This is a genomic window from Streptomyces sp. XM4193, assembly GCF_023072595.1.
Classification (GTDB): Bacteria; Actinomycetota; Actinomycetes; order Streptomycetales; family Streptomycetaceae; genus Streptomyces.
Genome location: NZ_JALLGK010000003.1, coordinates 270,756 through 282,979 on the forward strand (window position 1 = coordinate 270,756; position 12,224 = coordinate 282,979).

Consider the following 12,224-nt stretch of genomic DNA (forward strand, 5'->3'; position numbering starts at 1 on the left):
GCGGGCGGCGCGAACGCCTGCGCCTCCGTCCGCGCCGTCACGTCTCCGTTCGTGCCACCACGTCTCCGTCCGTGCCACCACGTCGCCGTCCCGCCGCCGCGTCGCCGTCCGTGCCGTCCGCGTGGCGAGTGAGCGAAGGTGGCGGAGAGACGGGCGGGCTCGGGTCGCCGTGTGTTCGGCGATGCCCGAATGTGCCCAGTTGGATGTCCGTACGTGTTTACTTCGATCGGGACCGGGCGTAGCGTGACGCCTCCATCGGAGTCGGGCGGGGGAAACGGACCCAGTCACAGATGTACGCAGCCGAACGTCAGCAGGAGATCGTCCGCATCGCCAGAGAGAGCGGGCGGGTGGATGTGGTGTCGCTCGCAGCCGAGTTCCGGGTCACCGCCGAGACCGTGCGGCGCGACCTCAAGACGCTCGACCGTGCCGGGATGCTGCGGCGGGTGCACGGCGGCGCGATCCCTGTCGGGCATTTCGATCTCGAACCCGACCTCAGCGAACGCGAGAGCACCGCGGGTGAGGAGAAGGCCCGGATCGCGCAGGCCGCGCTGGAGGAGCTTCCGGCCGACGGAAGCGTCGTGCTCGACGCCGGCACGACCACCGGACAGCTGGCCGCGGTTTTCCCGCTCGCGGCCGAACTCACGGTACTCACCCACGCGTTGCCGCTCGCCGCGCGTCTGGCCGACCACCCCGCGATCGATCTCCACCTGGTCGGCGGACGGGTGCGGCACCGGACCAGGGCCGCGGTCGACGACTGGGCGCTGCGCACCTACCGCGAGATCAACGCCGACGTGCTCTTCCTCGCCACCAACGGGTTCTCCCTCGACGGCGGGTTGACGACTCCCGACCTCGCCGAGGCGGCGGTCAAGCGGCAGTTGATCGCCGCGGCCCGCCGGGTCGTCCTGCTCGCCGACTCCTCCAAACACGGGCACGTGCACTTCGCCCGGTTCGGGCGGCTCTCGCAAATCGACCTGCTGATCACGGACACCGGCCTGGACCCCGCGACCGCGCGGGACATCGAGGCGCAGGGCACGGAGGTGGCACGCGTATGACCGTCCTGACCGTCACGCCCAACCCGAGCCTGGACCGCACTTACGAGGTGCCCGCGCTGGACCGCGGCGCGGTGCTCCGCGCGGACACCGACCGGGTGGAGCCCGGCGGGAAGGGCGTGAACGTCTCCCGCGCGGTGTACGCGGCCGGCCTGCGCACCGTCGCCGTACTGCCGCTCGGCGGCCCCGAGGGCGAGCAACTCCGCGCCCTGCTCGAAGGCGAGAACATCCGGGTCGCGGGCGTACGGGTCGCGGGTGCCACCCGCGTCAACGTGTCGGTCGTCGAACCCGAGGGCACGGTCACCAAGCTCAACGCGCCCGGACCGGAGCTGACCCGCGACGAGTCCGAGGAACTGCTCGAAGCCGTACGCGACGAGGCGGCGCGGCACGCGGCCCGCTGGGTCGCCTGCTGCGGAAGCCTTCCCCGCGGGCTGCCGAAGCAGTGGTACGCCGGTCTCGTCGCGCGGGTGCACCGGGCCGGTGTGCGGATCGCGCTGGACACCTCCGGGCCCGCCCTGCGAGCCGCGCTCGCGGAGCGACCCGACATCGTCAAGCCCAACGCACTGGAGCTTGCCGAGACCGTCGAACGCCCGCTGCTGACGGTGGGCGACGCGGTCAAGGCCGCGGAGGAACTGCGGCAGTCGGGCGCACGCGGTGTGCTCGCCAGCCTCGGCGCCGACGGCCAACTGCTCGTCGACGCCACCGGAACGTACTTCGGCCACGCACCCGTCACCGCCGTACGCAGCACCGTGGGCGCCGGGGACGCCTCGCTCGCCGGCTTCCTGGCGGGCGGTGGCGCCGGGCCGGACGCGCTCGCCGCGGCCGTCGCCCACGGCGCCGCGGCCGTACAGCTACCCGGTAGCCAGATGCCGCGTCCCGAGGACCTGCTCACCAGCGCCGTGACGGTGACCAGCGACGTTCCGTTGGACCGGCCGCTGCGGGACACGACGTAGCGCCGCCCCCTCCCGCGACCGTCCGCCCCGCGATCGGGCGCCCCCGGCGAGCGGCACACCCCGCCGCGACAGCCGGAGTCCGTCTGCAAGCGCAGCCCGCACCCCGGCAGCTGCCCCGGGACCCGCGCCACAGCGCACCCACGGGCACCACGAACACGGCAGGCCCCCACCTGCCACCCCGACAGTCCCCGACTCGTACCCAGCACCACGCCAGCACCAGTCCCAGTCCCCTCAGCGCCATCGGAGCCGTGCGATGAGTGAAGTGATCACCGCGGATCTGGTCGATCTCGACCTTTCCGCCACCACCAAGGACGAAGCCGCTCGCGCCCTCGCGGAACGCATGGCCGGGGCGGGGCGCGTCACCGACCTCGAAGGCTTCCTCGCGGATGTGGCCGCCCGCGAGGCGCAGATGCCGACCGGGCTCGACGGCGGTATCGGCATTCCGCACTGCCGCAGTGAGCATGTGGCAGAACCGACGCTGGCCTTCGGCCGGCCCCGTACGCCGATCGACTTCGGTGCCGCCGACGGGCCGGCGGATCTGATCTTTCTGATCGCGGCGCCGGCCGGCGCCGACAGCGACCATCTGACGATGCTGTCCGCCCTGGCCAGGGAGTTGGTGAACACCGACTTCACCGACGCACTCCGCGCCACCGACGACCCAGCCCACGCCGCCGCCCTCATCCGCGGCGACCGGGACGAGGACGGGGACGAGCGCGAGGGCGAGGACCGACCGGCGCCCGAGGGCGAGGAAGGCTCGCAGGACGGGCGCTCGCAAGGTGGGGACGAACGGGACGGGGACGACGAGCCCACGACCACCAGCGCCCCGGGCGCGACCGACGAACCGGCGACGCCGGACACCACACGAACCACCGGCGGTGCGGCTCAAGTCAACTCCCCGGCAGAACCTGCCGATTCGACACCGCGCCCTGCGGCCACCACCGAGGACGACACCCGGGCGGCTGCCCCGTCCGCTGCCGGCCCCGAGCCTGCCGCCGAGCCCGTCGCCCCGTTCCGTGTCGTCGCCGTCACCTCCTGCCCGACCGGTATCGCCCACACCTACATGGCCGCCGAATCGCTGGAGAACGCGGCGGCCGAGGGCGGATACGAGATCCACGTGGAGACCCAGGGGTCAGCCGGATTCGAGCGCCTGGACCCCGACCTGATCGCGCGGGCCGACGGTGTGGTCTTCGCCCACGACGTCGAGGTGCGCGAGAAGGAGCGCTTCGGCGGGAAGCCCACTGTGGACGTCGGTGTGAAGGCCGCCATCAACCGCCCGACCGAACTCCTCGACGAGGTACGGCAGAAGGCGGCTCGCGGGGAGCCGACCGCCCCCGCCGCCGCGTCGGAGAACGAAGCCGGCGCCGACAGCGACCACTTCGCCACCCGGCTGCGCACCTGGCTGATGACCGGCGTCAGCTACATGGTCCCCTTCGTGGCGGCAGGCGGTCTCCTCATCGCCCTCGCCTTCGCCATCGGCGGGTACGAGATCACCGACGCCAAGTCGGTCGCCGACCACTTCGCCTGGCTGGAGGCCGACAGCTGGGCCGCGCTGTTCCACCAGATCGGTTCCACCGCCTTCGACTTCCTGGTGCCCGTGCTGGCCGGCTACATCGCCTACGGCATGGCGGACCGGCCGGGCCTGGTGCCCGGATTCGTGGGCGGCGCGCTCGCCCTGTCGATCGAGGCCGGGTTCCTCGGCGGACTCGCTGCCGGTCTGCTGGCCGGTACGGTCGTACGCCTCATCCAACGGGTGCGCATACCCGCTGCGCTGCGCGGCATCATGCCCGTCGTCGTCATCCCGCTGATCTCCTCCGCGGTCGTCGGTTTCCTGATGTTCGTCGTCATCGGCAAGCCGATCGCGGGCGCCCAGTCCGCTCTGACGGACTGGCTGGGCAGCCTGGACGGCAACAACGCGATCCTTCTCGGCGCACTCCTCGGGCTGATGATGTGCACCGACCTCGGCGGCCCGGTCAACAAGGTCGCCTACGCCTTCGCCGCGGGCGGAATCGCCGTGGCCAACCCGAGCGACGGCGCGCTGAACGTCATGGCGGCGGTGATGGCCGCCGGTATGGTCCCGCCGCTGGCGATGGCGCTGGCCACCACCGTGCGTGCCCGGCTCTTCAGCCGCACCGAACGCGAGAACGGCAAGGCCGCCTGGGTCCTCGGAGCCTCCTTCATCACCGAGGGAGCCATCCCCTTCGCCGCCGCCGACCCGCTGCGGGTCATCCCGTCCGCCATGGCCGGCGGCGCGGTGACCGGTGCGCTGAGCATGGCCTTCGGCGCCACCCTGCGCGCACCGCACGGCGGAGTCTTCGTCGTGCCGCTCATCGGCAGCCCGCTGCTCTACCTGGTGGCGATCGCCGCGGGTACGGCCGTCACCACCACGCTCGTGCTGCTGCTGAAGGGCGCGCGCAGGACCTCCGCCGCTGGCTCGGCGGCCCCTGCCGGAGCGGTCGAGCACGCAGAGGCCCGCACCACGGCCTGAACGCCCGACCGCAGGCCCCGACAGGTCCTTCACCGCGGGCCCCGCGAGACCCCGGGCACCGGCCTGGGGCGACCCAGGAGCAGGCACCGGCACCGCGGCCCCTGGTACCCGGCGACTCGGCGCGGTTCTCGGCGTACGGACTCCCGTACGCCGAGAACTGCGTCCGCGACGCCCCCGCCGTGCCCGCTCCCTGACGACGGCCCGCCCCGCCGCCCGCACGCCGGGCGCTCCCGCGGAACGACCGTCGTGCGCTGCGGAGTTCAGGGCTCGGGCGGCCCGGGCTCGGACGCTTCGAGGCGTATGGACGCGGCGCAGTCGGCCGGCAGCGGAACGAAGAGCGCGGGACGGGCGGACCAGCTGAGCGAGGTCCCGCCCAGTCGCGCCCCGAAGTCGTACGCCTCACCGGACTTCAGTCGCATCACCGCCTCCCACTGCCCGTACTCCAGCCAGGCCTGCGCCCGGGCACCCTCGATCGCCCCGAACCCGTACACCAGCGTCCGCACCGACGCCTGCCCTGCGCCCGGCTGGCGCCCGAGAGCCGCAGGGCGGACTCCGGGGCCCGGCCCGGCGCAGCCCGGCTCGAGCACCCGGCTGCTCCTGATCCCACGCACTCGGCGGCAGACTTCGTGCCCGGCGGACTCCCGGCGGCCCCGCTGTGCGCGCCGCTTGCCGGCCCTCGCTTCCTCAACTCCTCCCGTAGAGCTCGCGATAGGACAGGAACTCGCCGCCCGGCACGGTCACGCTCTCCGCCGCCAGCGCGGCGTTCACCACCGCGCGCATCAGCACGTCCGCGCCGGCGGCCAGTACCTCGTTGACCTCCTTGATCCGGGCGAAGCCGTCACCGCCGGGGGCCGCCTCCTCGCGCTGTCCGCCACCACCCGTGCCTCCGGAACCGCCGGACCCACCCGGGTGGGTTCCGGTGGCCATCGCGAACACGCTGTCGCCGTCGTGCAGCAGATGCACCGGTCGTACGGACCGCGCCAGCCCGTCGTGGGACGTGCCCGCAAGCTTCTGCGCCTGCGCCTTGGTCAGCACGGCGTCGGTCGCGACCACGGCGATGGTCGTGTTCAGCGGCGAGGAGCCCGACCGCCGCTGTGCGGCGCACACACGCTCCTGTGCGCGCCGGTGCCGCTCCTCGCTCGGCAACTCGGTGCGCCCGTCGAGCAGTTCGCCGTAGAGCGCGCCGGTCGCCGGATCGAGGAAGGAGCCCACGGCGTTCACCACCACCACGGCGCCCACGGTCGCTCCGGACGGCAGCACGGTGGCGGCCGTGCCCACGCCGCCCTTGAGACCGCCGGCGACCGCGCCCGCACCGGCACCTGCGTTCCCGACCCGGACGGTGGTCGCGCGGGCGGCGTCCTCCACCGCCGCTCTGCCGAGAGCCGCGTTCGGCCGTGCTTTCCAGTCGCCGCCGCGTCCGAGGTCGAAGAGGCAGGCCGCGGGGACCACCGGTACGACCTGGCCCGGCTCGGGCCCCACCGGCACGCCGCGCCCCTGCTCCTCCAACCAGGCCGCGACACCGCTTGCGGAGTCCAAGCCGTAGGCGCTGCCACCGGTGAGCACGACGGCGTCCACGCGCTCCACCAGATTGCGCGGGTCCAGGGCGTCGGTCTCCCGGGTGCCCGGGCCGCCACCTCGCACATCCACCGCGACCACCGCGCCGCCCGGCGGCGCAAGCACCACCGTGGTGCCGGTGAGCCAGCCGTCACCGATGCGCTCGGCATGACCGACGCGTACACCTGGAACTGCCATGATCGAACGGGCTGTTGAACTCTGTTTGTCTGCCACACTCCAAGGGGTATCAAGTCTCCCGGCCGCAGGCCCCGCCCACTCGCGAACGGGCCGAACCGGTGGCCGTACCCGCGCAGCACCGGCCTGCTCCGGGCGCTGCCCCCGAGGACGGAACAGGCCCGACCCGACCGCGTCGTGAGGCACCGAACCGGCCCTTCTCGCGGCTCCTGCGTGGGCATCAATGAGTCATTGATCGGACGTTCATCGGCTCGGCGGAGGCTGGGAACATGTCGGCCGATCACTCCGCACCACCGCCACCGGACTCCTCTGACAACCTGCCGCCCACACCTGGAGCGGAGTTCATCCACTTCCAGCTGGTCGCGCAGGCCAAGCAGGCCGCCGGGACGCTGCGCAGCCTCGGCGTCACCGCAGGCGAACGCGTGGCCGTACTGCTGCCGATGGCGCCCGAATCGGTGGTGGTGACGATGGCCTGCGGCCGGCTCGCGGCGATTCGCAAGACTCTGCCGCTCGGTGAGCCGGCCGGAATGCTGCGGCGACGACTTGTCGAGAGCGGCGCCCGCATGGTCATCACGGCGGACAGCTGCTACCACAACGAGCAGCGCTATGCGGCGAAGAAGGTGTTGGACGCGGCGCTTGTCGGCTGCCCGGCGGTGGAGAGAGTGCTGGTGGTCCACCGGCTTCCCGGGCCCGTGCCCTGGAGCCCGGGCCGCGATCTCTGGTGGCACCAGGCGCTGGATACCCTGGAGGAATGAGCGCCTCAGCAGACCGAGCGGACGAACCGCGAGACCCCGCGACGCCCCCGTCGGTGAGCGGGGCCACCAGGGCGGACGACCGGGCCGGCTCGCAGCCGGCGGACCACCGGGCTGCCGAGGTGCCGGGCGACAGCTCGCCCCCGACCTCCGCGGGCGCCGCCGCTGCGGCGCTGGACTTCGGGGATCCGCTGGCCGAACGCTCCTCGGACGACTCCGACAGCGGCTGGGGCGAGCAGAGCAGGGGCGGCAACGACAGTGCGGCGGACCTCGCCAGGTTTCTGGACGAGAAGCCGCCGCACCATCTGTGAGCCCTACAGAACCCGTCAGCGGGCGTCCGGCTCCCCGCGCGGCGGCGCGACGCCACCACTGACCGACGCCTCCACGGGCTGAGCCTCGCCGTCCTGAGAAGCGCCCTCGGTCTTCTTGGCGAGCAGCGCGTCGCGGATCTCGGTGAGCAGCTCGATCTCGGTCGGCTCGGGCGGAGTCTCGCCCTGCTTGGCCAGCTGCCGCTCCTTGTACTTGTTCATCGGAACGATCATGAGGAAGTACACGACGGCCGCGGTGATGAGGAAGGTCAGCGAGGCACTGAGCACGCTGCCCCACTTGAACAGCACGCCCGTCGTCTCGCCGGCGGAGTCGACCGTGCAGGGGCTCTTCAGACAGGCCTCGTACTCGTCGAGGTTCTTCGGGCCGAGAGCGCCGACGATCGGGTTGATCACGCCGTTGACCACGGCATCCACGATCTTGCTGAAGGCGGTGCCGACGACCACGGCGACAGCCAGCTCGACCACATTGCCGCGCATGAGGAATTCCCTGAATCCCGCCAGGGCGCCCGGCTTCTTCTCCGCCGGCTTCTCCTCCGGTGTCGCCTCGCTCACTCGTCTGCCCTTCTGATCTCTTCAACGCACAGTTACGGAAACAGCAAGCGGAACGCTGCACGAGCGAGAGGCGAGCTGTCCAATCCGATGACCCCATACGGACTGCCACCAGCGCAACTGTGCGGAAGTGAATTGGGCGCTTCGTCACAACCGGCTCCTCCGCCCTCACCACAGGGACACCGTCAATCGGGAGTGTGCGGCGGCGCCGGCCAGCGTTTTCGCAGTGGCCGGTGGCACCGCAAGGACGACGAGCCCGCCGTCCTCCTTCTGCGGCCCGGCGGCGCCCGAGGCGTCCCCGCCCCCGGCAGGCGTCGGCAGCTGGGCCACCCGCACCCGGTGGGCGACCACGCGCGCCTGCCCGCCCGGACTTCCCTCGGCGCGACTGGCCAGCACGTCCACCCGGTCTCCTCTTCTGAGCAGACCCACGACCTCCGCGTCGGCGAGCCGGACCGGAGCGGACACCAGGCGCCCGGAAGCGCCCTCGTGCCGGCCGCTGCCGGAGGAAGCGCCGGTGCGGTCCTCGCCCGTGCTGCCGGCAGAAGCCGGCCCGGGGCCGCCGCCCACCGAGCTTTCGGACTCCGGCGCGGCGGCTTCCTGGCGGGCTGCGGTCGCGGGGCCGGGAGCCTCCGCGCTCCGCCCCCACTGGGGAAGGAGCAGGGCCAGCGCGATCAGCGCACCCAGCAGGCCGGCTGCCGTGGATCGCCGGGACGGGGCCAGACGCGAGAGAGGCCTGAAGCGGGACAGCAGCCCCGCAGGGCCCTCCGTACCCGATATCACCGGGGCGAAGTCGGCGACCCCCGCGGGTGGGGGAACGAAGGGGCTCGGCGGGGGCGCGCCGGGCGAATCCGACCGGCGGGGGAGTGGGTCGAGGTGTGAGGAGGAGTGTGCAGCGGACATCACGGTCACCGCCCTGAGCAGGTGAACAGCAGAGGTGGTCGGTGGCCATCGACGTGACCACCAGAACCACGGTGCACCGAGAACGAAAATCCTGCTGACGCCTGTGGACTACTGCAGAGTTGTGGACAACTCCCTCACCCCTGAGGGGCAGTGACGGGGCGTTGGATCCGTGTCAGGGTGAGTCGTGGGTCGGAAACCCCGGCTCGTCCACGGCGGTTGGGTCCACCGCGCCCCGCCCCGCGCCCCGCCCGTCCGCGCCCCGCTCTCGCTACGGGAGCTTGATCCCCAACTCCAGCCCGTCCAGAGCGTCCTGGCACGCACACACGCGTTCCACCGGCAGCCTGCCCACCGCGTCGAACAGCACGGACCGCAGTTTGCCGACGTTCTCCTGAAACACACGCAGGACCTCGGCGTGCGAGACACCCTCGCCGCTCTCTGCACCCGCGTCCAGATCGGTCACCAGCGCCATCGACGTGTAGCAGAGCGCGAGTTCACGAGCGAGCACCGCCTCGGGATGGCCGGTCATCCCGACCACGGCCCAGCCCTGGGCCGCGTGCCACTGGGACTCGGCCCTGGTGGAGAAGCGGGGCCCCTCCACCACGACCAGCGTTCCGCCGTCGACCGGCTCCCAGTCGCTGCCGCGGGCAGCGGCGAGGGCGGCCTCGCGGCCGTGCTCGCAGTAGGGGTCCGCGAAGCCCACGTGGACCACTCCGGGGCGCTGGCCGTCCGGCAGCGGTTCGCCGTCGTAGAAGGTCTGCGTACGGCTCTTCGTGCGGTCCACCACCTGGTCCGGCACGACCAGCGTTCCCGGTCCGTACTTCGCCCGGAGCCCGCCGACCGCGCACGGCGCGAGCACCTGGCGTACGCCGAGCGAACGCAGGGCCCAGAGGTTCGCCCGGTAGTTGATGCGATGAGGAGGCAGGTGGTGCGTACGACCGTGACGGGGGAGGAACGCGACGCGGCGGCCTGCGAGTTCGCCGACGAACAGGCTGTCGCTGGGCTCTCCGTACGGAGTGCGGATGCGAAGCTCGGTCACCTCGTCCAGGAACGAATAGAAACCGGATCCGCCGATCACGCCGATCTCGGCCCGTACGTCCTCGGTCACCTGGCTCACCTGCCTGTCGTTCGACCCGGCCCACCGCGCGGCGGCGGGATGCAGTCAGCCACCCTAGCCGGACCTTCGGGCGCCGGGGGCCCGCATGTTCGGGCGCCCGCCCGCGCGAGAGCCCGTATGCCCGAGAGCTCGTGTGCCCGAGCAGCCGCACGCCCAAGACCCTGCGTGCCCGGGCGCCGACGAACCGCGACGTCACGAGAGCGAGGCCCGCCGGGCACCCCGGTGTGGGGGCCGACGGGCCTCGTCATGGACTGCTGCGACACGTGGGGCCGCGTGGGCCGCCGCGCGTCGGGATGATCCGGGCACGAGCCGTGCGGCGCGTCGGGCGCGCGTCACAGCGCCCGCCCCGCGCCGGCCCTCGGATCAGGCCGGACCGGATCAGGCCGCGGAGGTGCTCGCCTTCGCCGCCTTGCTGCCGCCGTCGGACGAGGACGAGCCGCCGCTCGAACCACCGGAGGACGAGCCGCCGCTCGAACCGGAGGACGCGGTGGACGAACTCCCGCTGGAGGACCCCGAGTCGGAGCCGCCGCCGGAGGTCGAACTCGAGCCCGAGGACGAGCCGGAGCTCGAGGAGCCCGGGCTGCTGCTGGACGACGAACCGCGGCTGTCGTTCCGGTAGAAGCCGGAACCCTTGAAGACGATGCCGACCGCGGAGAACACCTTCTTCAGGCGGCCCGCGCAGCTGGGGCACTCGGTCAGCGAGTCATCGGTGAACTTCTGCACCGCCTCAAGGCCCTCGCCACACTCGGTGCACTGGTACTGATAGGTCGGCACTTGCTCCTCCTGGCACTCTTCCCTGTGGAGTGCTAACGACGCTCCATGGTGCAGTATTCCATCGCCCTAGTCCACTGCGAGCGGCAGACGGTGACCGGGGCCACGTACGACCACCGAATCCTCCGGTCCCTGCGGCGCGGGGACGAGCCGCCCCCGGAGGCCGGCGAGGGTCAGCGCGGCCAGCGCCGTCCCGACCAGCGGTACGAGGAACCCGGCCTCGGCGCCGAGGCCGTCCGCCAGCTGCCCCGCCGCGGTCGCCGCGACGGCCTGTCCGAAGGCCACGGCCCCGGTCAGCCAGGTGAACGCCTCGGTGCGGACCTTCGCCGGGACGAGCTGCTCGACCAGGGTGAATCCGGTGATCAGTGCGGGCGCCACCGTGAGGCCGACGACCAGGCCGACGGCTCCGAGCAGCACCGGCGAGCCCGCAGAAGCGGCGAACCACAGCGGCACGCTCGCCAGCGCCAGGATCGCGTAGGCGCGCGGCAGGCGCCGTCGGGGCGAGGAGCGCCAGACGATGACGCCGCAGGCCACGCCCGCGAGCATGTTGCCGCAGGCGAAGACGCCGTACAGCACGCCGTTGATGGCCGGAGCACCGATCGACTGGGAGAACGCGGTCAGGGAGACCTGCATCCCGCCGAACACCGCGCCGATGCCGAGGAAGCCGACGATCAGGACCCGCACGCCGGGTATGGCGAGGGCCGAGGACCGCGGTCCGGTGCCCGGTCCGTTCCCGGCGGGCGGCGGTGCGGTGCGGGCCTGGGCCGCGAACAGCAGTCCGCCGATCACCGTCAGCATCGCCTCGGCGCCCAGGCCGGCCGCCGGGTGGACTCCGGTGCACAGTGCGGTGGCCAGCACCGGGCCGACCACGAAGGTGAACTCGTCGGTCACCGACTCGAACGCCGCCGCGGTGGGCATCAGCGGCCCGCCGCCCAGGCGGTGGGCCCATCTGGCGCGCACCATCGGCCCGACCTGCGGTACGGAGGCACCGGCGGGTACGGCGGTCGCCAGCAGCGCCCAGAGCGGGGCGTCGGCCAGGGCGAGAGCGAGCAGTGCACAGACGGCGGCGGCGTGCAGCAGGGCGCCTGGCACGATCACGGCCCGTTGGCCGAAGCGGTCGGCGAGCCGTCCTGCCTGGGGCGCGCCGAGGGCCATCGCGATGCCGGTGACGGCGGAGACCGCTCCGGCGACCGCGAAGGAACCGGTCGTGTGCTGGACGAGCAGGACGATCCCGATGGTGAGCATCGCGAACGGCTGCCGGGCAAGAAAGCCGGGCAGCACGAAGGACCATATGCCGGGGGTGCGGAGGAGCTGGCGGTAGCCGGGCCTGGTCGCCACGGCCGAGCCTTTCTGCCGTCTGGTAGCGCCCACTCGCCGGTGGTCGCCGAGAGCCGTCCTCGTACGCCGGCCCTCGTCGCGCTCCGTCTCGCGGTGGCGTCCGGACGACCGGTTGCGGTCGATCGGTGGGCAGTGGGCGTCGGCTCTGCATCAGACAGGGTCGGATACGAACGTACGTCTGAAGTCTAGCGACCTCCGCCGGTGTGGCGCCCGGCCGTTCGCGGTGATACACGAC

The 12,224-nt window shown here is 72.7% G+C and carries 12 protein-coding genes; 5 read left to right on the forward strand and 7 right to left on the reverse strand.

From position 1 onward, the window contains the following. Positions 1-290 precede the first annotated feature (290 nt). From MTQ01_RS12320 to MTQ01_RS12330, 3 genes are all read left to right on the forward strand, one after another. Positions 291-1,052 carry a DeoR/GlpR family DNA-binding transcription regulator gene (locus MTQ01_RS12320; RefSeq protein ID WP_247489596.1) on the forward strand — a complete coding sequence of 254 codons (762 nt, stop codon included), beginning with the start codon at positions 291-293 and terminating at the stop codon, positions 1,050-1,052. Continuing rightward, complete coding sequence (gene pfkB / locus MTQ01_RS12325; RefSeq protein WP_247489598.1) at positions 1,049-2,002, forward strand: 1-phosphofructokinase; 954 nt, start codon at positions 1,049-1,051, stop codon at positions 2,000-2,002. The genes MTQ01_RS12320 and pfkB overlap by 4 nt, the downstream gene beginning before the upstream one ends. 253 nt (positions 2,003-2,255) lie before the next feature. Then, the gene (locus MTQ01_RS12330; RefSeq protein WP_247489600.1) at positions 2,256-4,487 is read left to right on the forward strand and encodes a fructose-specific PTS transporter subunit EIIC; all 2,232 of its coding nucleotides are present in this window, start codon (positions 2,256-2,258) and stop codon (positions 4,485-4,487) included. A gap of 260 nt (positions 4,488-4,747) precedes the next feature. On the opposite strand, the gene MTQ01_RS12335 is transcribed toward MTQ01_RS12330, so the two are convergent. After that, positions 4,748-4,990: a hypothetical protein gene (locus MTQ01_RS12335; protein WP_247489602.1), complete on the reverse strand. Its 243-nt coding sequence runs from the start codon at positions 4,988-4,990 to the stop codon at positions 4,748-4,750. A 181-nt stretch (positions 4,991-5,171) separates the two neighbouring features. Next, the gene (locus tag MTQ01_RS12340; RefSeq protein WP_247489605.1) at positions 5,172-6,239 is read right to left on the reverse strand and encodes a P1 family peptidase; all 1,068 of its coding nucleotides are present in this window, start codon (positions 6,237-6,239) and stop codon (positions 5,172-5,174) included. A 266-nt stretch (positions 6,240-6,505) separates the two neighbouring features. Here MTQ01_RS12340 and MTQ01_RS12345 point away from each other — a divergent pair, with 266 nt between their 5' ends. Next, positions 6,506-6,991, forward strand: coding sequence for an AMP-binding protein (locus MTQ01_RS12345; RefSeq protein ID WP_247489607.1), 486 nt, complete (start codon positions 6,506-6,508; stop codon positions 6,989-6,991). Next, positions 6,988-7,299 (forward strand): hypothetical protein, encoded by a 312-nt coding sequence (locus MTQ01_RS12350; protein WP_247489609.1) that lies wholly within the window; start codon positions 6,988-6,990, stop codon positions 7,297-7,299. The genes MTQ01_RS12345 and MTQ01_RS12350 overlap by 4 nt, the downstream gene beginning before the upstream one ends. 15 nt (positions 7,300-7,314) lie before the next feature. Here the strand turns inward: MTQ01_RS12350 and MTQ01_RS12355 are convergent, their stop codons facing one another. The 5 genes from MTQ01_RS12355 to MTQ01_RS12375 all read right to left on the reverse strand — a co-directional run bounded on the left by MTQ01_RS12355 (position 7,315) and on the right by MTQ01_RS12375 (position 12,022). Continuing rightward, on the reverse strand, positions 7,315-7,794 hold the full coding sequence (locus MTQ01_RS12355) for an MscL family protein (protein WP_247489610.1): 480 nt from the start codon (positions 7,792-7,794) through the stop codon (positions 7,315-7,317). A 240-nt stretch (positions 7,795-8,034) separates the two neighbouring features. Beyond that, positions 8,035-8,646: an RcpC/CpaB family pilus assembly protein gene (locus tag MTQ01_RS12360; protein WP_247489612.1), complete on the reverse strand. Its 612-nt coding sequence runs from the start codon at positions 8,644-8,646 to the stop codon at positions 8,035-8,037. A 388-nt stretch (positions 8,647-9,034) separates the two neighbouring features. Continuing rightward, complete coding sequence (locus MTQ01_RS12365; RefSeq protein WP_247489614.1) at positions 9,035-9,880, reverse strand: S-methyl-5'-thioadenosine phosphorylase; 846 nt, start codon at positions 9,878-9,880, stop codon at positions 9,035-9,037. 378 nt (positions 9,881-10,258) lie between these two features. Next, complete coding sequence (locus MTQ01_RS12370) at positions 10,259-10,654, reverse strand: FmdB family zinc ribbon protein (protein WP_247489616.1); 396 nt, start codon at positions 10,652-10,654, stop codon at positions 10,259-10,261. A 66-nt stretch (positions 10,655-10,720) separates the two neighbouring features. Further along, on the reverse strand, positions 10,721-12,022 hold the full coding sequence (locus MTQ01_RS12375; RefSeq protein ID WP_247489618.1) for an MFS transporter: 1,302 nt from the start codon (positions 12,020-12,022) through the stop codon (positions 10,721-10,723). Positions 12,023-12,224 lie beyond the last annotated feature (202 nt).